At 33.9% G+C, this 20014-nt stretch carries 19 protein-coding genes; 10 read left to right on the top strand and 9 right to left on the bottom strand.

Going from position 1 to position 20014, the window contains the following annotated elements; translation table 11 throughout:
- The 8 genes from DSM00_RS15055 to DSM00_RS15020 all read left to right on the top strand — a co-directional run.
- Positions 1 to 3672 (top strand): Ig-like domain-containing protein (locus DSM00_RS15055; RefSeq protein ID WP_128758805.1); only part of this gene is annotated, 3672 nt, incomplete at its 5' end.
- 41 nt (positions 3673 to 3713) lie between these two features.
- Entirely contained in the window at positions 3714 to 4661 is a 948-nt protein-coding gene (locus DSM00_RS15050; RefSeq protein ID WP_128758809.1) for a PorP/SprF family type IX secretion system membrane protein, read from the top strand.
- Between the two features lie 20 nt (positions 4662 to 4681).
- Positions 4682 to 6604 carry an OmpA family protein gene (locus DSM00_RS15045; RefSeq protein WP_128758804.1) on the top strand — a complete coding sequence of 641 codons (1923 nt, stop codon included), beginning with the start codon at positions 4682 to 4684 and terminating at the stop codon, positions 6602 to 6604.
- 101 nt (positions 6605 to 6705) lie between these two features.
- Positions 6706 to 7224, top strand: a complete 519-nt coding sequence (idi, locus tag DSM00_RS15040; protein ID WP_128758803.1) for an isopentenyl-diphosphate Delta-isomerase — start codon at positions 6706 to 6708, stop codon at positions 7222 to 7224.
- Positions 7221 to 7631, top strand: coding sequence for a 6-pyruvoyl trahydropterin synthase family protein (locus DSM00_RS15035; protein ID WP_128758802.1), 411 nt, complete (start codon positions 7221 to 7223; stop codon positions 7629 to 7631). Before idi ends, DSM00_RS15035 begins: the two co-directional genes overlap by 4 nt.
- A gap of 5 nt (positions 7632 to 7636) precedes the next feature.
- Positions 7637 to 8080, top strand: a complete 444-nt coding sequence (locus DSM00_RS15030) for a peroxiredoxin (RefSeq protein ID WP_128758808.1) — start codon at positions 7637 to 7639, stop codon at positions 8078 to 8080.
- Between the two features lie 6 nt (positions 8081 to 8086).
- Positions 8087 to 9055, top strand: coding sequence for a type I phosphomannose isomerase catalytic subunit (locus DSM00_RS15025; RefSeq protein WP_128758801.1), 969 nt, complete (start codon positions 8087 to 8089; stop codon positions 9053 to 9055).
- 39 nt (positions 9056 to 9094) lie between these two features.
- Positions 9095 to 9361, top strand: coding sequence for a hypothetical protein (locus tag DSM00_RS15020; RefSeq protein WP_128758800.1), 267 nt, complete (start codon positions 9095 to 9097; stop codon positions 9359 to 9361).
- Positions 9362 to 9432: 71 nt separating this feature from the next.
- Here DSM00_RS15020 and DSM00_RS15015 read toward each other — a convergent pair whose 3' ends face one another.
- The 3 genes from DSM00_RS15015 to DSM00_RS15005 form a co-directional block, all read right to left on the bottom strand.
- On the bottom strand, positions 9433 to 10176 hold the full coding sequence (locus tag DSM00_RS15015; RefSeq protein ID WP_128758799.1) for a DUF4369 domain-containing protein: 744 nt from the start codon (positions 10174 to 10176) through the stop codon (positions 9433 to 9435).
- Positions 10177 to 10344: 168 nt separating this feature from the next.
- Positions 10345 to 11265, bottom strand: a complete 921-nt coding sequence (locus tag DSM00_RS15010) for an alpha/beta hydrolase (RefSeq protein ID WP_128758798.1) — start codon at positions 11263 to 11265, stop codon at positions 10345 to 10347.
- On the bottom strand, positions 11262 to 11762 hold the full coding sequence (locus DSM00_RS15005) for a hypothetical protein (RefSeq protein ID WP_128758797.1): 501 nt from the start codon (positions 11760 to 11762) through the stop codon (positions 11262 to 11264). The genes DSM00_RS15010 and DSM00_RS15005 overlap by 4 nt, the downstream gene beginning before the upstream one ends.
- 232 nt (positions 11763 to 11994) lie before the next feature.
- On the opposite strand from DSM00_RS15005, the gene DSM00_RS15000 reads away from it, so the two are divergent.
- Complete coding sequence (locus DSM00_RS15000; protein ID WP_128758796.1) at positions 11995 to 12771, top strand: S1/P1 nuclease; 777 nt, start codon at positions 11995 to 11997, stop codon at positions 12769 to 12771.
- 4 nt (positions 12772 to 12775) lie between these two features.
- Here DSM00_RS15000 and DSM00_RS14995 read toward each other — a convergent pair whose 3' ends face one another.
- On the bottom strand, positions 12776 to 13639 hold the full coding sequence (locus tag DSM00_RS14995; RefSeq protein ID WP_128758795.1) for an AraC family transcriptional regulator: 864 nt from the start codon (positions 13637 to 13639) through the stop codon (positions 12776 to 12778).
- A gap of 302 nt (positions 13640 to 13941) precedes the next feature.
- Positions 13942 to 14820: an AraC family transcriptional regulator gene (locus tag DSM00_RS14990; protein ID WP_128758794.1), complete on the bottom strand. Its 879-nt coding sequence runs from the start codon at positions 14818 to 14820 to the stop codon at positions 13942 to 13944.
- Between the two features lie 216 nt (positions 14821 to 15036).
- On the opposite strand from DSM00_RS14990, the gene DSM00_RS14985 reads away from it, so the two are divergent.
- Positions 15037 to 15621: a T9SS type A sorting domain-containing protein gene (locus DSM00_RS14985; RefSeq protein ID WP_128758793.1), complete on the top strand. Its 585-nt coding sequence runs from the start codon at positions 15037 to 15039 to the stop codon at positions 15619 to 15621.
- 55 nt (positions 15622 to 15676) lie between these two features.
- Here the strand turns inward: DSM00_RS14985 and DSM00_RS14980 are convergent, their stop codons facing one another.
- The 4 genes from DSM00_RS14980 to DSM00_RS14965 all read right to left on the bottom strand — a co-directional run bounded on the left by DSM00_RS14980 (position 15677) and on the right by DSM00_RS14965 (position 19859).
- Complete coding sequence (locus DSM00_RS14980; RefSeq protein ID WP_128758792.1) at positions 15677 to 16039, bottom strand: DoxX family protein; 363 nt, start codon at positions 16037 to 16039, stop codon at positions 15677 to 15679.
- An 876-nt stretch (positions 16040 to 16915) separates the two neighbouring features.
- Entirely contained in the window at positions 16916 to 17533 is a 618-nt protein-coding gene (locus tag DSM00_RS14975; RefSeq protein WP_128758791.1) for an SET domain-containing protein, read from the bottom strand.
- 271 nt (positions 17534 to 17804) lie between these two features.
- Entirely contained in the window at positions 17805 to 18413 is a 609-nt protein-coding gene (gene pncA / locus DSM00_RS14970; protein WP_128758790.1) for a bifunctional nicotinamidase/pyrazinamidase, read from the bottom strand.
- A gap of 45 nt (positions 18414 to 18458) precedes the next feature.
- The gene (locus DSM00_RS14965) at positions 18459 to 19859 is read right to left on the bottom strand and encodes a nicotinate phosphoribosyltransferase (RefSeq protein WP_128758789.1); all 1401 of its coding nucleotides are present in this window, start codon (positions 19857 to 19859) and stop codon (positions 18459 to 18461) included.
- Positions 19860 to 20014 lie beyond the last annotated feature (155 nt).

Raw genomic sequence — 20014 nt, 5'->3', positions numbered from 1 at the left:
ACAGAGGTATTTACAGTAGTAACTCAGCCAGTAAATGGAACGTTAGTATTTAATCCTGATGGAAGTTATACTTACACACCAAATACAGACTTTGTAGGAGAGGATACATTTACATATCAAATATGTGATGGTGGAAGTCCACAGGCTTGTGATACGGCTAGTGTAACTATTCAGGTACTTCCGGAAGGAGGTCCAGATAATGCTGCACCGGTAGCTAACGATGACACCTCAATTACAGAAGCAGGAATACCTGTCTCTGGTAATGTAATTGTAAATGATTTTGATCCTGACGGAGATATAATTACAGTAACTGGTAATACAACACCAAACAATGGAACTGTAGTAGTTAATCCTGACGGAAGCTTTACATATACTCCAAATCCAGGCTTTACGGGTGAAGATACATTTGATTATACGATCTGTGATAGTGGTACTCCATCATTATGTAGTACAGCAACAGTTACTATAGAAGTAATAGGTGATGCTGGAAATACTACAGTAGCTAATGATGATGCGTACTTTGGATTTATCGAAACAGTTATCACAGGAAATGTGTTGACTAATGACAGTGATCCGGAAGGAGATAGTTTCAGTGTAAGTTCAAATACAGCAGCTTCAAACGGAACGGTTGTATTAGATGCAGACGGAAGTTTAACCTATACACCAAATGGAACGTATAGTGGAACAGATCAGTTCACGTATACAATTACTGACGCTGCAGGAGCAACTGCTACTGCTACGGTTTATATCAGTATTGATCCAAGTCCAAACGGAGGAAATACAATTCTAGCTGTTAATGACATTAACGATACGTTTGTTAATCAACCGGTAAGTGGAAATGTAGGAACTAACGATCAGAACCCTGATGGTCCTGCAGGTACAGAGGTATTTACAGTAGTAACTCAGCCAGTAAATGGAACGTTAGTATTTAATCCTGATGGAAGTTATACTTACACACCAAATACAGACTTTATAGGGGAGGATACCTTCACATATCAAATATGTGATGGTGGAAGTCCACAGGCTTGTGATACGGCTAGTGTAACTATTCAGGTACTTCCGGAAGGAGGTCCAGATAATGCTGCACCGGTAGCTAACGATGACACCTCAATTACAGAAGCAGGAATACCTGTCTCTGGTAATGTAATTGTAAATGATTTTGATCCTGACGGAGATACCATTACAGTAACTGGTAATACAACACCAAACAATGGAACTGTAGTAGTTAATCCTGACGGAAGCTTTACATATACTCCAAATCCAGGCTTTACGGGTGAAGATACATTTGATTATACGATCTGTGATAGTGGTATTCCATCATTATGTAGTACAGCAACAGTTACTATAGAAGTAATAGGTGATGCTGGAAATACTACAGTAGCTAATGATGATGCGTACTTTGGATTTATCGAAACAGTTATCACAGGAAATGTGTTGACTAATGACAGTGATCCGGAAGGAGATAGTTTCAGTGTAAGTTCAAATACAGCAGCTTCAAACGGAACGGTTGTATTAGATGCAGACGGAAGTTTAACCTATACACCAAATGGAACGTATAGCGGAACAGATCAGTTCACGTATACAATTACTGACGCTGCAGGAGCAACTGCTACTGCTACGGTTTATATCAGTATTGATCCAAGTCCAAACGGAGGAAATGAAATCCTAGCTGTTAATGACATTAACGATACGTTTGTTAATCAACCGGTAAGTGGAAATGTAGGAACTAACGATCAGAACCCTGATGGTCCTGCAGGAACAGAAGTATTTACAGTAGTAACTCAGCCAGTAAATGGAACGTTAGTATTTAATCCTGATGGAAGTTATACTTACACACCAAATACAAACTTTGTAGGAGAGGATACATTTACTTATCAAATATGTGATGGTGGAAGTCCACAGGCTTGTGATACGGCTAGTGTTTATCTTGAAGTAGTACCTTTAGAAACTACTCAAAATGATCCGCCAGTAGCAAATGCCGATACAAACACAACTGAAGTGGGTGTAAGTATTAATGGTAATGTAATTGTAAATGATTTTGATCCTGACGGAGATACCATTACAGTAACCGGTAATACAACTCCAAATAATGGAACAGCGGTAGTAAATCCAGATGGTACGTATACATATACTCCAAATCCTGGCTTTACAGGAGAGGATTCTTTTGAGTATACCATATGTGATAATGGTACTCCACAGGCTTGTGATACGGCAATTGTAGTAATACAAGTGGTTCCTGATTCTGGAAATATTACAAATGCAAATGATGATGTATACTTTGCTGAAATCAATTCGGGTATTAGCGGAAATGTATTAGATAATGATACAGATCCAGAAGGTCAAACCCAGACTGTTGATGTGGCATTGTCACCCGCAAATGGACCTGCGAATGGGACTTTAGTTATAAATCCCGATGGGACTTTTGAATATACTCCAAATACTGATTTTGCAGGAACTGATCAATTTACATATTCGATATTTGACGCAGGATCTCCTGTTGCTACAGATATTGCTACGGTTTATATATTAATTTCTGAAAAACCAAACCCTGAGATTACTCTAGTGAAAACTGGGTTATTTAATGATGAGAATGCAGATACTTTTGCTCAAGTAGGAGAGACAATAACGTATACCTTTACTGTTACAAATACGGGGAATACTCCTGTAAATGCTATTGCAATTGATGATGCTTTCTTAAGTATTAATGGATTGAGTATTGCACCGGCTAATTTATTGCCAGGTGAAGTAGGAACTGTAACGGCGAGTTATGAAATTACTCAAACTGATATTGAAACTGGTTTTGTTACGAACTCAGCATTAGCAACTGGAACAGATCCATATAATGAAGAGGTGACTGATACTTCTGATAATGGAGATGAAACCGTAGATGAGGATGGTGATGGTGACCCAACAAATGATCCTACAATTACTAATACTCCGGGATTAAGTGCGTTAAGCGTTTACAAATTCGGAACTTGGAACGATGAAGATGGAGATCAGTTGCCAGAAGTTGGTGAGACAATCACATATACTTTCACAGTTAGAAATACGGGTCAGACTGCTATATTTGATATCGTAATTGATGATCCATTAGTAACGGTTACTGGCGGCCCAATAGATCTTGCAATTGGAGCTGTTGATACAGATACTTTTAGTGCTATTTATGTGATCACACAATCTGATATAGAAAATGCAGGCGTGAAGAATCAAGCAATTGGTAGTGGTGTTCTTTCAAATGGTACTGTTATAGAAGATATCTCTGATAATGGGGACGATGAAGAGGAAAGTACCTTTGATACAGATGATATTGATGGTGATCCAACTAATGATCCTACATTTACAAGACTTGATGGTGTTTTACCTATTGAAGATATAATAGTGTATAATGTAATGACTCCTAACGGAGATGGATTGAATGATGTATTTATGATTCAAAACATTACAAGTTTCCCGAATAACACGGTACAAATATTTAACCGTTGGGGAGTAGAAGTTTTTAGTACAAAAGGTTATGATCCTAATTCAGATAATGCCTTTAGAGGTTTTTCCGATGGTCGTGCAACGGTAAGAAGGGGAGAGCGACTTCCAACAGGTACTTATTATTATATAATTACATATGAAAGAGACGGAGGAGAGATACGCAAGTTGGCTTCATTCTTATACATTAACTAAAAAAGCATCACTCAATGAGTAATTATAGTAACACGCTTATAATGATGAAGAAAAATTTTGGTAAGATATTAGTACTTGTAGTGTTGCTTTTTGCAAGCTCAAGTTACGGTCAGCAAGATCCACAGTATACACAATACATGTATAATCCCTTAGTAATAAATCCTGCATACGCAGGTAACCGAGGGGTGACAAGTATACTCTTACTTCACCGTAGCCAGTGGGTAGGTTTAGATGGTGCCCCTCGTACTCAAAATCTTTCTGTTCATAGTCCCATAGGACTTGGCAAAGTAGGTCTTGGTTTTAGTCTTGTTAATGATGCTTTAGGTCCGGCAAGAGAAACAAATTTCAGTGGAGATTTTAGTTACACCATTGAGACAGGAGCTGAAGGTAAATTGAGTTTTGGTATTAAAGGAACATTAAATTTATTGGATGTTGATTTTAGTAGAACAAATCCATTTAATTCAGGAGACCCGTTTATACAGAATATTGATAATAAAGTATCACCTAATGTTGGTGTAGGTTTATTCTATCATGACTCTAAATTTTATGGAGGTTTATCTGCGCCTTACTTATTACAAACAGACCATTTTGAACGAAGTGGGACGACAGGCGGTGCTGAAACTTTTGTGGCTGAAGAGCGCATTCATTATTACGGTCTTGCAGGTTACGTGTTTGATATAGGGCGTGATGTAAAATTTAAGCCGTCAACTCTTGTAAAAATGGTTGCAGGAGCTCCATTGGCCGTTGATGTAAACGCAAATTTCTTATTTTATGATAAGTTAACTCTTGGGGCATCATACAGATGGAGTGCTGCCTTGAGTGCTTTAGTAGGTTTTCAAGTCTCAGATGGGATGCTTATAGGATTTGCATACGATAGAGAGAGTACAGACTTAGGTAATGCAACTTATAATGACGGTACTTACGAATTATTTATTCGATTTGAACTTTTCAAGGAGTACAATAGAATGCTAACGCCGCGATTCTTTTAATTCCCTAAATTTTCAATCCCATGAATCACAAATTACTCTATACACTTATTATAATACTCACCTTTAATTTTACTGGGAATTCTCAGGAGCGAGAAATAGCTAGCGGAACAAAGCAGTTTAATAAATATGCGTTTGTAGACTCTCAAAAGATATTTTTAAAGGTTGCAGAAGCGGGTTATGAGTCATCAGAACTTTTTAGTAAGTTGGGAGATGCATTTTATTATAATGCTGATTATTCAGAAGCCCAAACCTGGTATGATAAACTCGTAGAAAAATATCCTTCTGAAGTAACTCCTGATCAATATTTTAGATATGCTCAAGCTCTGCGAGCAAATAAAGAGTATGATAAATCGGTAGAAATGATATCTCGATATAAGGATATGATGAATACTGAGGATGCTAATTATTACAATGGTAGTAGTGCAGAAGTGCGTACCGGTTACGTAAACGGAACGTATGAGATTGAAAAACTAAACGTAAATTCAGTAGGTTATTCAGATTTTGCACCGTCATTTTATGGAGAACAAATTCTATTCGCATCTACTAGAGATACAGGATCAATGAGTACTCGTATTCACAAATGGAATAATCAGCCATTTTTAGATCTTTATTCTGCGAACGTAGAAAACGACGGACAAGTTAGACAGGCTACCAAGCTCAAAGGTTCTGTAAATACAGAATTTCATGAAAGTACGGCTGTACTATCTGCAGATGGAAACACATTATATTTTACAAGAAATAATTTTACTAAAGATCAATACCGAAGCGATTCTAAGAGAACAAATAAATTAAAACTTTATAAATCTATCAGAGATAAAAATGGAGAGTTTGGAGTTGCTTCAGAATTGCCTTTTAATAGTGATTCTTTCTCAACCGCACATCCTGCATTATCTCCAGATGGAAAAGTTTTATACTTTGCCTCAGATCGAGATGGTACTTTTGGAGAGTCTGATATTTGGAAAGTTACAGTCGATGAATCTGGGAATTACAGTTCGCCTGAAAATTTAGGAACATCAGTAAATACTCCAGGAAGAGAAACATTCCCCTTTGTAGATAATAATGGAAAATTATATTTCTCTACAGATGGACGCGGCGGTTTAGGTGGTCTTGATGTATATAGTTTTGATTCTGAAAAAAATGAAATTACTAATTTAGGTGAGCCTATTAATAGTACCTCAGACGACTTTACATTTATTTATAATACAGAATCTGAAACTGGTTATTTTGCTTCAAACAGAGCAAATGATCCATTAGATGATGATATTTATCAATTTATCCGTACAGCTTGTGAAAGTAGAGTTACCATTCTGGTTGTTGATAAAGCGACTGGAGAACCACTCAACAAATCATTAGTTGGAGTGCGTGATTTGGATAATGAACTTTTAGTTTCGGGAGAGACAGAATCTCCTAATGCAAGTTACCTATTCGAAAATCCGTCTTGTGATGCCGATTATTTTGTAAGAGCAGAAAAGGAAGGTTACAGTACTGCAGAAAAGCTGATAAATGTTCCTAAAGAATCGAGCGATGTAACTGTTGTGATTGAACTAGAACCGGCAATAACTACTATTCCGCCAGATTTTGATTTAGGTAAGTTGATAAATCCTATTTATTTTGATTTTGATAAATCAAATATTCGTTCAGATGCGGCAGTAGAGTTAGCTAAGATTATTGAGGTATTAAAAGAATACCCAGAACTGCGTATTGATGTAAGATCACATACAGATAGTCGTGGTGTTGATGCTTATAACCTATCATTATCAGAACGACGTAATCAATCTACGATTAATTATATCATCGAGAAAGGCGGTATTGCAAAAGAACGTTTGTCTGGAAGAGGTTATGGTGAAACAGAACTGCTGAATAAATGCAGTAATGGAGTAAAATGTAGTGAAGAAGATCATCAACTTAACCGTAGAAGTGAATTTATAGTACAAGATTATTAGTCTGTATTTTTAAGTATACAATAGAAAAAGCCTTCTAATTAGAAGGCTTTTTCTATTGTAGGCACCTTGAGGTATTTGTACATTTACATATAAAAAGAACTATGAGCGAAGAACTTGTCATTCTAGTTGATGAAAATGATAAAGAAGTCGGATTAATGCCAAAAATGGAGGCGCACGAAAAAGCACTATTGCATCGAGCATTTTCTGTCTTTGTATTTAATAAGAATAAAGAGTTGATGTTGCAACGTAGAGCTAGCCATAAGTACCATTCTCCGGGATTATGGACAAATACATGTTGTAGTCATCAGCGTCAGGGAGAATCAAATATTGCTGCGGGTAAACGCAGGTTGATGGAAGAAATGGGTTTTGAGACTAATCTTGAAGAGAGCATATCTTTTATTTATAAAGCTCCATTTGATAACGGTCTTACAGAACATGAGTTTGATCATATCCTTTTAGGTAACTATGAAGATAATCCCAATTTAAACCCCGATGAAGTATCAGAATGGAAATGGATGTCTTTATCTGATATTAATACAGATATGTTAGAAAATCCCGATATTTATACAGAATGGTTTAAGATCATATTTGATAAATTTTATACGCATATCGAACAATGAAGGTAACAGTTAAACGTAAAGCGCATTTTAATGCTGCTCACCGCCTTTTTAGAAAGGAATGGGATGCAGATAAGAACCTTGATGTTTTCGGTAAGTGTAGCCTTCCTAATTACCACGGTCATAATTACGACTTAATTGTGGCAGTTACTGGAGAAATAGATCAAGAGACTGGTTTTGTTATTGATCTAAAAATTTTAAAGGATCTTATTAAAACTGAAATAGAAGAGCCATTCGACCATAGAAACCTCAATCTTGATGTTCCTGAGTTTAAACACTTAAATCCAACAGCAGAAAATATCTGTGTTGTTATTTATGATAAACTTAGAAAGAAATTGGAAGCTAAGTTTGATATTGAAATCACGCTATATGAAACTGCTCGTAACTTTGTGACCTACTCTGGAAATTAAAAATGATGCAGTTAGGAGATAAAATACCAGATTTTGAACTTGAGAACCAGTATGCTGAGCGGTTTAATTCTAGTTCGTTAGAAGGCAAAGCAGCTGTTATATATTTCTACCCAAAAGATTTTACTCCGGGGTGTACTGCAGAAGCTTGCGAATTTAGAGATAAGTACGAAGATTTTAAAGATGCTGGAGCAGAAGTTATAGGTGTAAGCTCTGACGATACAGATTCTCACGCTAAGTTTTCTAAAAAACACAATCTGCCCTTTATTATGCTTTCTGATTCTCAAGGCGAATTGAGAAAATTATTTGATGTTAAGTCATCTCTTTTAGGTCTTTTGCCGGGAAGAGAAACATTTGTTTTTGATAAAACAGGAAAATTAATAATGCGTTATAATAGTATTAAAAGTAAGAATCATATTATAAAAGCACTTAAAGCCCTTAATCATACTTAAGAAATTATGAGCCAAGAATTATATCCTTTTACGTTTCAGCCTGTCCTAAAAGAAAAAATATGGGGTGGAAAAAAATTAAATTCTCTGTTTAATAAAGGAGAAAATACCACCTCAAAGTTAGGGGAGAGTTGGGAGATTGCAGATTTAGAAGAAGGTCAAAGTACAGTCAATAACGGTGCTCAAAAAGGAGCAACTTTAAATGAAATTATAGCTAAAAATCCTGAAGGTCTCTTAGGAAAAAGTGTTTATGAAAGATTTGGTAAACAATTTCCTCTTCTAATAAAATTTATCGATGCAGCTAGTGATTTATCCATTCAGGTGCATCCTACAGATGAAACCTCACCTACCGGTGTAGGTAAAACGGAGATGTGGTATATTATGCAAGCCGATCCTGGAGCTAAACTAACTGTAGGATTTAAAGAGAAAATCACGAAAGAGGATTACGACGCTCATATTGAAAATTTGAGTATAGAAGAGGTGATGAATGAACACGTCGTTAATGAGGGGGATGCATTCTTCATTAACGCAGGCCGTATACATGCAATAGGTGGAGGGGTTTTATTAGCCGAAATTCAACAAACATCAGACGTTACTTATAGGGTATATGACTATAATCGTAAAGATGACTTTGGAAATCTGAGAGATTTGCATGTTGCTGAATCAAGAGAAGTATTAGATTTTGAGCTTACAGAAGATTTTATGTTAGATTACAATAGAGATAGCTTGAATACGGCTCAAGTTGTAAAGCATCATACTTATTTTAAGACCGATTGGGTTAAATTGAGTAATAAACCTTATTCTATACATCGTACTGAATCGTTTACCATTATTATAGTTGTAGCAGGAAGTTTAGTGTTTTCTGGTGATGGCGAACAAGGAACATTGGCAGCAGGAGAGACTTTATTAATACCTGCCGAAAATTCTGGTGTTGTACTAGAGTCTTCCACTAGTGAAATACTTGAGGTGTATCTTTAATTAATAAAAATTTAGTGTACTTTTGCAAAAAATTAAATTATGGCAAATATTAGAGATCTTAAGAAAGATATAAACTTTGTTTTAGGAGATATTATAGACGCAGTATACCTTTGGGAGGCTTTAAATCCTAAAGAAGATCACGCTAAATCTGAGGCTGTTGTCGACGATGCAATCGTAACTTTTGATGAATTAATAGCTAAGGTTAACGACAATAAAGTTGAAAACAGAAGCAAACATCTTAAAGCGGTAAATGCAGAACTAGAGACTAGAGGAAGAGCGCTTATAGAGCGTGTTAATTCACTATAAATTTTCATTTATCACATAAAAAAAGCCCCAATAAAAATTAGTATTGGGGCTTTTTTTTAGTTTAGACTATTTTATTCTTGAACTGTAGTAATTTGAGTTGTTTCTTCTTCTTTATCAGAGGTTTTTCGGTCTTTAATAAAGTCTTTTAAAATATCACCGTATTTCGATTTTTTAACTTTAGGTTCTAAAGAATTATAAATCGTATCTAAATACTTAACATTTGCATCAAAGATCTCAGATATGGCAAGATAAGGAGCAATCTCATGCTGTTTATTATTCATAGCAAAATTTACCGTATATAGATATTTACGTTTTGTCAAGTTTTGCAATTTCTGATCGTAATATATTATAGAATCTTCGGTTTCCTGTTTGCGTACTTCGAAGCTTTTTTTAATTAAATCCAGATTTTCATCATTGAATCGATGAATAATTTTGTTGTATTCTTCTAACTTTAGTTGATTCTCTGATCCCGTTATAGCAGCTTGACTTTCAAAATTCTTAAGAGAAGTATTCAATGTCATCTCACCGGGTTCTGCAAAAAACATGATTCGATCATCGTATTCAAATGCATCCACTTTTTCTAATGTCAAATACAGAATTTGTGGTTCTTTTAGCTTTGCGTAAAATTCGAATTCTGAATCACCATTAACTATTAAGCTGTCAAGGTTAATTAAAGTTGTATCCTCTACACGCTGTAAATAAATTGTACCTTTTTTTAATCCGTTAATTTTTCCGGTAAGTACAAAATCGGCATCTCTATTACAACCTATTAGTGTTGTGAGACAAATAATTAATAAGGTAATTTTAATTCGCATTTTTTTTGGTTTGATTTGGTGCAAATATGCCTAAATTCTTTTTTAAAAACTAGAATACTTAATAATTGGCTTAAATTGAAGTTACCTGATTTTGTTATGAAGTGGACTAAAAATACTATTAATTACAAACCCTTCACAATTATCTAATGAGGTTGATTAAAATCTTAATTAAGATTTTATGAAGGTTACTAAATGTTCAATTAGCTCTGTTGCCACAGGTCTATAGGATTCATTGTAAGACTTACTATTTTCAAGATCATCTCCTTCTATAATTTTTAATACGTGATTCATATCCTTAACGTGTATAGATTTTGCTTTAGGATTAGAATTTTTTAGAATTTCACCTTCTTTTTCATTTACCTGTAAATCTTTAGAACCGTTAACAAGTAATATAGGAACGGATATTTTCGATAATTCGGTTGCAGGATCATAGCGCATCCAAGTTTTCATAAATGGTTGAACAGAAGGTCTGAAAATAGAAATTAAACCAATATTGAATTTTTCGGATTTACCTTTTTCCTTGAGATCTGCAAAAGCTTGTGTGGCATTATCTACAAGACCGGGAGCTTGTAGAGCCAATTGATCAACAATAACTTTATCAATAGTTTGACCGGCACCGGCAATGCAAACCAGCTTATCCACGTCTCTCTTCTGCGCAGCTAATGTTGCTATTAAAGCTCCTTGACTATGACCTACAAGTATAATCGTGGAGAAACCTCTAGTATTAAAATAATCTATAACGGCAATTGCATCATTTACAAAATCATCAAAACTTATTTTTTCTTCAACAAGAGCATTTTGTTGTATAAGTGCAAAAATACGTTTGTCATACCTAAAGGTAGCAATGCCATCATTTGATAAGCCTTGAGCTAATTTTTTTAGGCTATTATTCTGAGAGGTGCGTTGATTCCCATTACGATCTGTAGGACCAGAACCACCTATAATTATAGCAATAGTGTCTTGTGCATTTTTGGGCTGCAAAAGGGTTCCGTTAACAAATGTATTTATGCGTACATCAGATTCTATTATCTCCTGACCTTGAGCAAATTCTCCAATGAAGATAACAAGGATAAAAACTAAAATTTTCATTTAGAACTTATATTTATAGGAATGTTATACTGTTTTAGTATTGCTATTATTTTATCAGGATGCTGTGTTCCTAGTAACAATTCATTTCCATCTTGAAATACAAGCTGTATACCACGATTTCCTTTTGTAGTAAGTGCTTTACGCTTTGTGAATGAAATACGATATCCCCAACCTCCATACTCTCTAATAGGGTTGTATTTACGCACGGTTGCAGATTTTATTTCTGCCCAGGATCTAAATCGAGATTTTATATGAAAAGGGACAAAACGGTAAGTAACACCAGTTTCATCAATGGTAGTTTCTAGTTTGAAAATATACCAAAAACCTATAAAGAGACCAAGAATTACTAAAATACTTAGAATCACAGAAGCCAATTCAAATCTTGATAAAATGAGCGTGTCATAATCCATCACTAACGGACTTATAGCGATACATAAAATTACAATCAATAGTAATCTTAACCACCATTGATCAAAGCGTTGTATCTCTTTAAACATATTGATATTTATTTGACTTCATAAATTTATAGTGTGTGGTAAAGTTATTACTAAAAATGGGGATCACTAATTTATAAAACGTAAGTTAAACTTAAATGTTATTAAGTAAAATGACACTGACAAATTTTATGTGTCTAAAAATCAGCTTAATAATATTCTATTGAGATTTTGAAGAAACGTACCTCAATTTATACGAAGAGAATCGCTTAGATTTGCAAAAAAAAATCATCTAATGAGACATCTTTACATTGTATTAATTTTTATTGGTTTAAGTACAAATATCTTAAGTGCAAATGATTGGGGAAGAACCGGTCACCGTGCAACGGCTGCTGTGGCAGAGCGCTATTTGACGTCTAAAACTAAAAAAGAAATTAAGAAGTTGTTAGGATCAGACAATCTGGTAACCGTATCTACATATGCTGATGATATTAAGAGTTATGAAGAATATAGAAAATATAGCTCTTGGCATTATGTAAACATCGCACCAGGATTAACGTATTTTGAAGATACAAAGAACCCGGAAGGAGATCTTATACAAGGAATTAATAAATGTAAAGAAGTTTTACTCTCTGACGATGCTTCAAACGAGGATAAGACATTTTATTTAAAATTACTTATTCATTTTATAGGAGATCTACATCAACCGCTTCACCTTGGTAACGCAGCAGATAAAGGAGGCAATGATTTTCAAGTGCGTTGGTTTAATGACGGCACAAATCTTCACTCAATTTGGGATAGTAAAATGATTGATAGCTACGGAATGTCTTATTCTGAGTTGGCATCAAATTTTGGATCTGTAACTAAGGCAGAACAGAAAAATATAACCCAAGGAACTCTAATTGATTGGGTAAATGAAGGTCAAGATTTAGCAAAAGAAGTATATGCATCTGCAGAAGTAGGAGAAAAGCTAAGTTACCGTTACCAGGCAGATAACTTTGAAACAGTGCAAGAACAAATTAGAAAAGGGGGAATACGTCTTGCAGCTGTCTTAAATGAGTTATTTAACTAATCGGTTACTTGTCTGCAGTTAAGGAGTCTTTGTACTGCTTAGGGGTTTTTTCACAGTATTTTTTAAAGATCCGTGTGAGATGACTTTCATCTGTAAAGCCTAGTTGGTTCGCAATTTGAGAAACTGTGAAATTTGAATTTCCCAGTCTGTCTTTAGCTATTCCTAATTTGTATAATAGGATATAGTTGTGAAGTGAATTTCCAGTTTCTTTCTTGAAATAATTACTTAAAGTACTGCTTGTAATTTTAAAATGCTTAGCTATAGTCGAAATTTTAAGTAGTCGAGAATCATAGATATTGTAACGGATGTAAGCGTAGATCTCCTCGATGCGATTTGACTTAGCTGGTGCTCTAATAATTTTACTTTCTGGATTTGCTTCTGTGATATTTCGGGCTATAACACTTAATGCTGTACTTACCATATTTGCAATTATGTGCAAATAATATTGTTCCTTATTATTATTTTCCTTTCTAATAAAGAAAACTATTCTCCAGATTAAGTCACGATCCTCGGTATTATTCATTGCATCCTTAAAAACCCGTTTAGGATGGTTTAATACAAACTCGCTTCTTCTTAACCAATATTGTCTATCTGGAAAGCTGATTTTACTTGAAAGTAGTAGCTGCGTAAATTTATATATAACGAAAGTTGTGGTCTCGTGAATCTTAACATCGAGCACCTCGTCCTTACTTAGAACAAATAGATCTCTCGCTTTGTAAGTGTGTGTCTTTCCATTTAATAGTATTTTACCACTCCCATCTTCAATAAAAATAATTTCAAAATAGAAATCTTGTTTGGGTTGACTATCCCATCGCGATGTTGTAAAACGTTGTATAAGAAATATATCCTGTAGATTCAATTGAGTCATAATTGGTAAAATTTGTTTTTTGCATATGTATGATAGGGGTATAAGGGATTTATACTTTTAATTTATGATAATTAATATGAATTCCATAGGAAGAATTCAAATTAATAGAGAAATTAGATTGGATCTTGATAAAGTGATTATATCGACGGAAAAAAGTAGAAGTGTCAAACAACTTTTAGAAGATAACAGATCGCTTCAATATATAGCAAATTTAACTAAAATATTGATAATTAGAAAGTTGTAAAAAAAATAATTCGAAATTATGTGTCTTTTAGTTGAAGCCGCTAGTTAGTAAACTGAATTTATGAAATTATAAATTTAAGCTCATTCCTGTAGGTGGAAGGCGTTTTGCCGGTAAACTTTTTGAATTGTTTATTAAAATGGCTGAAATTATTGAAGCCACTTTCAAAGCAAACATCAGTAATACTAATCGGTTTTTCGTGAAGTAATTTTGCAGCGTGAACAAGCCTATATTCATTGACAAACTGAGTAAATGTTTTGCCGGTTATTTTTTTAAAATAACGGCAAAAGGCGGGAACGGTCATACTTACTAATTCTGCGATTTCCTCAAGAGCAATTTGTCTTTTAAATTGCTCTTTGACAAAATTAAATATTACATTAATTCTATTATTGTCTTGTAATTCTGTCTCCAGAATAAAACCCTGGGCATTTAATACGGTATAATTTTCAGCAGCCTCTAGAAGTTTTAGGATTTCTAAGAGTCCTGTAAGTCTGTCATAATTAGAAGCGCTTCTAAGTTCTTCGATTTTAGAACCTACAAGTCTTTTCACATCCCCGTGAAATACAATACCCATTTTGGCGCGTTCAAAAAGGGCTTTAATACTTCTCATTTCAGGTATATCAAAAAAAGATTCTCCTAAAAAATCTGGTCGCATCTGGATTACTGTCTCCTGCTCGTAATTATTTAGAGAATCTGTAAAACCACAATGAGGTAAGTTAGAACCTATAAGTATTAATTCACCGTTTCGATAATAGGAAATATGACTACCTACTTGTCTTTTTCCTGTGCCACCCTTTACGTAAACTAGTTCTAATTCAGGATGATAATGCCAAAAAGTATGACTATTATTCTCATTATTTTCGTCGTAAGTCCTGCAAGAAAAGGAACTTCCAAAACCGGGCTCTATTTTCTCGAATGCAGGTTTTGCAGACTTAATCATATTCTTAGTATTGATTAATTATAAATATAAACAAGAAGTTAGCTTAAGTTCAATGCTAAATTGACCTTAATATGTATAATTTTCGCAAAATAACAAAATAAACTATTTGTAAGGGTAAGATAGTACATAAATAGGTTTAGTTGCTTCTATTTTTGAGTCTAAGATGTGCATACATTTGTAATGTGAAATTTTTTATAAATCACAAAACCCAAAACTATGAAGACAACTATTAAAACTTTGGTATTGGCATTAGTTCTAGCTGTAAGCTTTAACATGAATGCCGCAGATGGAATTGCAGTTACAATAAATGAAAACTTTATTGTTAAAGTAGAATATACAAATGCAATAGAGGGAGCTCAGATTTATTTAGAGGATTCTAGAGGGCAAAAATTATTCAAAGAATTTGCAGGTAAAAATGCTAACGATTATAAAACGTTAAGTCTTGAGGCATTACCTACTGGTAAATATTATCTTGTTTATGAAGATGACTATGCGAAGTCATACACATCTATTAATAAGAAAAATACAGGTCTAGATATCGTAAGTGATGAGGCAAGAACAATTTTTAAGCCTAATTACAGAATACAAGATGACATCGTACTAATTTCTTTTACAAATCCTAAAGAAGTTAAGACTACAACACGTGTTTATGATGAAAATGGAGAGGTTATTGAATCTATTACAGATAGAAATCTTGTTGTAAAACAAGCATTGAATCTCTCAGGTTTAAAAAATGGAACTTACTTAGTAGGTATAACTATAGGTCAGGATTATTTCTCAAAAGAGATTGAAATAAATTAAATTACACATCTAAACTTTTATATAGTAAAGCCCTCAATTGAGGGCTTTATTTATTTTATAAGGCTAGATAAATATACGCCCAATACATCAAACCGAACTGTAAAATAACTCTTCCCCATAAAACCCAATTGGGTAGATTGAGGCCTGCTTTAGCAGAAGACAGCATATAAAAGTGAACAAGTAGAAAAATAGCCAACATAACTATGATAGACCATATTGCATAATCTTTGGTGACTGCAAAGCATAAACCCACACCTAGAATAATCTCCGCTAACCCGCTTAGATAAACTAATAATTTTGGACTTGGTAAGTATCTAGGCATTATACGTAAATAGGCCTTTGGTTTAATGAAATGCATAATACCTGCAATGATATACATTGCGGCCATTAAGTAAAGATGCCAGGGATATATACTCATATTGAAATTTGCTTGAGATTATTTGAATTCTATTACTACGTGAAGCAATTTAGTCATTTAGAATTCGCTTAGTCACTATTAGGCACGATCTCAATTCTGAGAATCTGAAGAATTGAAGTCTATGTGTTTAATATGATTTACAAATTTCCCGTACATCTCTGAATCTACTGACTTTGGTGAAATCCAAATTTTATCTTTTTTACCTACTATTATAAGATCTCCCTGATTATTATGTTTAAAGCCTTTTAATGAGTTTAAAGGTATTCGGGTGTTCCTAAGTATGCAATATTTAATAAAATGAGTTTTTGTTAATGCAAGATAGGGATGAGTACGCAGGTAGTAGTACTTGCTAAAGTAATAGATAGATAGTACAAGCATAAGTAGGTCAAACCAACTAAATGTTGAATAGCGAACGATCCTAAATATTACAAATATTAGCCAAATAATAGCAATTACTAATGTAATGAATGTAGTGTTCTTTTTATTTTCCAGTTCCATCTTTCCCAATTGTTGATAAACAATAAGTAGGGGATGTTTGATTAATGATACTTCGAGATTTCATAAAAAGATGTCGTTTCATAATTGATAATTGTAATAAATTTTGATTTCATTGGGGTGATTTCAAACTATTAAAATGCTTAAATATCATCATACCTGATATTTAGATTATTGGCTGGCAATATAATACTCCAGATTGAATTTTTTTTCTACAGAATGCTATAATTATTAGTATTTAATTAAAATTTTATTATTTGTAGCTATATAAGTTAGGTATAACTTGATTTTTTAAAGTCAATTAAAATATTATTTAGCAATAAGAAAATTCTTTAAATCATTATAAAATCCCGAATAGATCGGGATTTTATAATGGATACATTAATCAATAATAAGCTGATGATTTATGAGATTACTAGGATTATAATAATTTTCAGCGATTGAGGCCATTTCTATTTTTCTTGATTTAATAAGATTTATAGTATTCCAAACTTCTTTAGAGAGTAATGATCCCAATGGCTGCTCAACTTCTAGAATATCATCAAATACTGCTTTTACTTGCTCATCCCATTGTGATGCATAATTTAATAAATCATCGGGATAAACGGTTTTGCGGGTTGTACCTTCATCTATTCCTGTGAATGGTTCGGTTACATTTAAATAACCATAATCGTCTGTGAGTTGCTCACCAGGATGAATATCACGTATAGCTATTTCAAAATCATATGCAGTGCTCAAACAATTACTTTTAAAACTGTGATTTACAAACCTTCCGTTATCCCAGCAGAGCACTAGATTACCTAGTTTATTTCTATAACTGTATGTTTCTAGAATATTCTGATATAATGGATCTAACTTATCAAATTCACCAGGTGTAAACTCTCGATCGAGACGATCTAAAGCCCAGGTTATAGTGCCGGCAGGGATAAATTTTGTAGCAACAACGCCGTGACCGATAATTTCATTAATGAAACGTATTTCAGTGTGTGGATGTATCATAAAAGCATTTAAAATTAGATAGATTCAAAACTTCAATAAATTGCTTTCAGTGATATAAGTCAATAAAAGCAAACTAATTTAAATACTTTTTTCATTTAAATTTCATAATTCTTTGTTACCAAAAGAATTTAAATATAATTATTAAAATATCTGAAATACAGTGTTATACAGTATTTTTTAATTAAAAGCGTTTATTGATAGTGAAATATTCAAAATTTTTAATCATATACAAAATGAGTATTATTAAAAATTAACCCTTAGCTAGAAAACTTTAGAATTTTTCTTCAGCATATTTAATTCTTCCGCCGCCAGCGATAATTTGCGTTTTCATTTCCTCAAATTTATTGTGATCTATAGCTCTCGTCGCATCTTCATATAAGGTAACCTTAAAACCTTCAGTCAGAGCATCTAATGCGGAATATGAAACACAATAGTCTGCTGCGAGTCCACAGAAATAAAGAGATGTAACTCCTTTGCCTTTTAAATAGCCAGAAAGACCTGTAGATTTTTTATGAGCATTGTCATAAAACCCACTATAACTATCAATTTTTGGATCTGTACCTTTTCTAAAAATAGCTTCTATTCGAGATACATTTAAATGGGGGTGAAAGTCTGCGCCACTAGTTGTTTGAATACAATGTACCGGCCATAAAACTTGTTGTATGCCATCTAGGTTTATCTGTTCAAATTCAGATTTACCGGTATGGTTTTCTGCAAAACTTGAATGATTATCTGGATGCCAATCTTGGGTTGCAATAACAAGATCAAATTTTTCTTGTAAACTATTAATAAGCGGAATTATTTGATCTCCTCCGGGGACAGCGAGTGAACCACCTGGCATAAAATCATTTTGCATATCAATAATTATCAGTGCTTTCATTCCGTTTTATATGAATTAGACTTTGGTTTATTTTAAAGGTCACATTTATCTTTTGTGTTCTGCGATGAGCTTATCACGTTCTTGTTTTAATCTATCGCTTATACCCACTTTATATATATGCGGATTATCAAAACGTTTGTATTCTTCCGGAAGTCCAGAGAGCTTTTCTTTACTGTAAGATGCAATTTCTTGTATCGTTCTTATTTTATTAATACGCTTCCCATTTTCCATCACGGGTTTTAGCATCGGCTCTTGGTTAAGCGACTTTATAGTTAGATTTTTGAAAGGTTCTACAGGGTGATTCATACGCTCTACGTGATATTCATCTGCTATAGCTATCGCATCTGCACCTATTAAAACTCCTTCACTATTTTTAATTCGATAAACCTGTTTTTTATAAGGTAGGGTTACTTTAGATATACTTTCTGAAATTTTTATGCGGGGTTTACCATTGGCGTAAGACAATTTATAGACTCCGTCAAGAGCTCCATCAGGTTTACCAATCACTAGGTTTGTGCCTACACCATATATATCTATAGGAGCTTTTTGGTTTTGTAAACTTTGAATAACATATTCGTCAAGCTGGTTTGAAGCAGCAATCTGTACATAAGTTAAATTTGCATCATCCAGCATGGCTCTTGATTTTTTGGATAAATAGGCAAGGTCGCCACTATCGAGACGTATGGCCAATAATTTTTGACCTCGGCTTTCCATTTCTTTGGCCACTTTAATGGCATTAGGAACACCACTTTTAAGCGTGTCATACGTGTCTACTAATAATACACAATTAGAAGGTCTGTTTTCTGCAAAATCTCTAAATGCCGTGAGTTCATCATCATAACTTTGCACAAAAGCGTGTGCCATTGTACCACTAATCTTTATGTCAAAGTCTCTTCCTGTAATAACATTACTGCTGCCGTCAAACCCACCAATTATTGCTGCGCGAGAGGCATAATAACCACCTGGACCTTGTGCACGTCGCAAACCAAAATCAAGTAGAGTTTTATCTCCTGCAACTTGTCTAATTCTACTGGCTTTAGTAGCAATTAAAGTTTGAAAGTTGAGGGTATTCAATAATATAGTTTCTATTATTTGTGCCTCGATAAGATTTGCTTCTACCTGAAGAATAGGTGCTGTACCAAATACAATTTCTCCTTCAGACATTGATGTTATTTTTCCGCCAAAGCGAAAATCCTTTAGATAATTTAAAAATTCATCTTCAAAATCAAGTGTTTTCAAATATGCCAGATCCTCTTTAGAAAATCGCAATTCTTCTATAATTGTAAGGAGTTCTTCTAAACCTGCAAAAACAGCATATCCACCTTTGAACGGAAGTGTTCTAAAATAATAATCAAATGTTGCTTCTTGGTTTTGTTTTTTATTGAAATAAACCTGCGCCATACTCAATTGGTAGAGGTCTGTGTAGGTTGCGGTGTATTGAAACATAATAAGTATTTAGTATATGTGAATTTACTAATAAACGGATTAAAGCTTTGCGATTGAGGGTTAAAGAAACGTTAGAAAACAGTAGCTATAAAAAAAGCCACTCAAAACGAGTGGCTCTTAATATTTAAGTTAGGATTTAAGATCTAGCTTCTCAA

The organism is Leeuwenhoekiella aequorea (assembly GCF_004104375.1).
Classification (GTDB): Bacteria; Bacteroidota; Bacteroidia; order Flavobacteriales; family Flavobacteriaceae; genus Leeuwenhoekiella; species Leeuwenhoekiella aequorea.
The sequence above is the reverse complement of the archived record's forward strand: the minus strand, read 5'-3'. Positions and strand labels throughout refer to the sequence as shown.

Excerpts from the sequence above, each read along its gene's own strand:
- DSM00_RS15050 (WP_128758809.1), top strand. The coding sequence starts at position 3,714 with ATGATGAAGAAAAATTTTGGTAAGATATTAGTACTTGTAGTGTTGCTT.
- DSM00_RS15045 (WP_128758804.1), top strand. The coding sequence starts at position 4,682 with ATGAATCACAAATTACTCTATACACTTATTATAATACTCACCTTTAAT.
- idi (WP_128758803.1), top strand. The coding sequence starts at position 6,706 with ATGAGCGAAGAACTTGTCATTCTAGTTGATGAAAATGATAAAGAAGTC.
- DSM00_RS15035 (WP_128758802.1), top strand. The coding sequence starts at position 7,221 with ATGAAGGTAACAGTTAAACGTAAAGCGCATTTTAATGCTGCTCACCGC.
- DSM00_RS15030 (WP_128758808.1), top strand. The coding sequence starts at position 7,637 with ATGCAGTTAGGAGATAAAATACCAGATTTTGAACTTGAGAACCAGTAT.
- DSM00_RS15025 (WP_128758801.1), top strand. The coding sequence starts at position 8,087 with ATGAGCCAAGAATTATATCCTTTTACGTTTCAGCCTGTCCTAAAAGAA.
- DSM00_RS15020 (WP_128758800.1), top strand. The coding sequence starts at position 9,095 with ATGGCAAATATTAGAGATCTTAAGAAAGATATAAACTTTGTTTTAGGA.
- DSM00_RS15015 (WP_128758799.1), bottom strand. The coding sequence starts at position 10,176 with ATGCGAATTAAAATTACCTTATTAATTATTTGTCTCACAACACTAATA.
- DSM00_RS15010 (WP_128758798.1), bottom strand. The coding sequence starts at position 11,265 with ATGAAAATTTTAGTTTTTATCCTTGTTATCTTCATTGGAGAATTTGCT.
- DSM00_RS15005 (WP_128758797.1), bottom strand. The coding sequence starts at position 11,762 with ATGTTTAAAGAGATACAACGCTTTGATCAATGGTGGTTAAGATTACTA.
- DSM00_RS15000 (WP_128758796.1), top strand. The coding sequence starts at position 11,995 with ATGAGACATCTTTACATTGTATTAATTTTTATTGGTTTAAGTACAAAT.
- DSM00_RS14995 (WP_128758795.1), bottom strand. The coding sequence starts at position 13,639 with ATGACTCAATTGAATCTACAGGATATATTTCTTATACAACGTTTTACA.
- DSM00_RS14990 (WP_128758794.1), bottom strand. The coding sequence starts at position 14,820 with ATGATTAAGTCTGCAAAACCTGCATTCGAGAAAATAGAGCCCGGTTTT.
- DSM00_RS14985 (WP_128758793.1), top strand. The coding sequence starts at position 15,037 with ATGAAGACAACTATTAAAACTTTGGTATTGGCATTAGTTCTAGCTGTA.
- DSM00_RS14980 (WP_128758792.1), bottom strand. The coding sequence starts at position 16,039 with ATGAGTATATATCCCTGGCATCTTTACTTAATGGCCGCAATGTATATC.
- DSM00_RS14975 (WP_128758791.1), bottom strand. The coding sequence starts at position 17,533 with ATGATACATCCACACACTGAAATACGTTTCATTAATGAAATTATCGGT.
- pncA (WP_128758790.1), bottom strand. The coding sequence starts at position 18,413 with ATGAAAGCACTGATAATTATTGATATGCAAAATGATTTTATGCCAGGT.
- DSM00_RS14965 (WP_128758789.1), bottom strand. The coding sequence starts at position 19,859 with ATGTTTCAATACACCGCAACCTACACAGACCTCTACCAATTGAGTATG.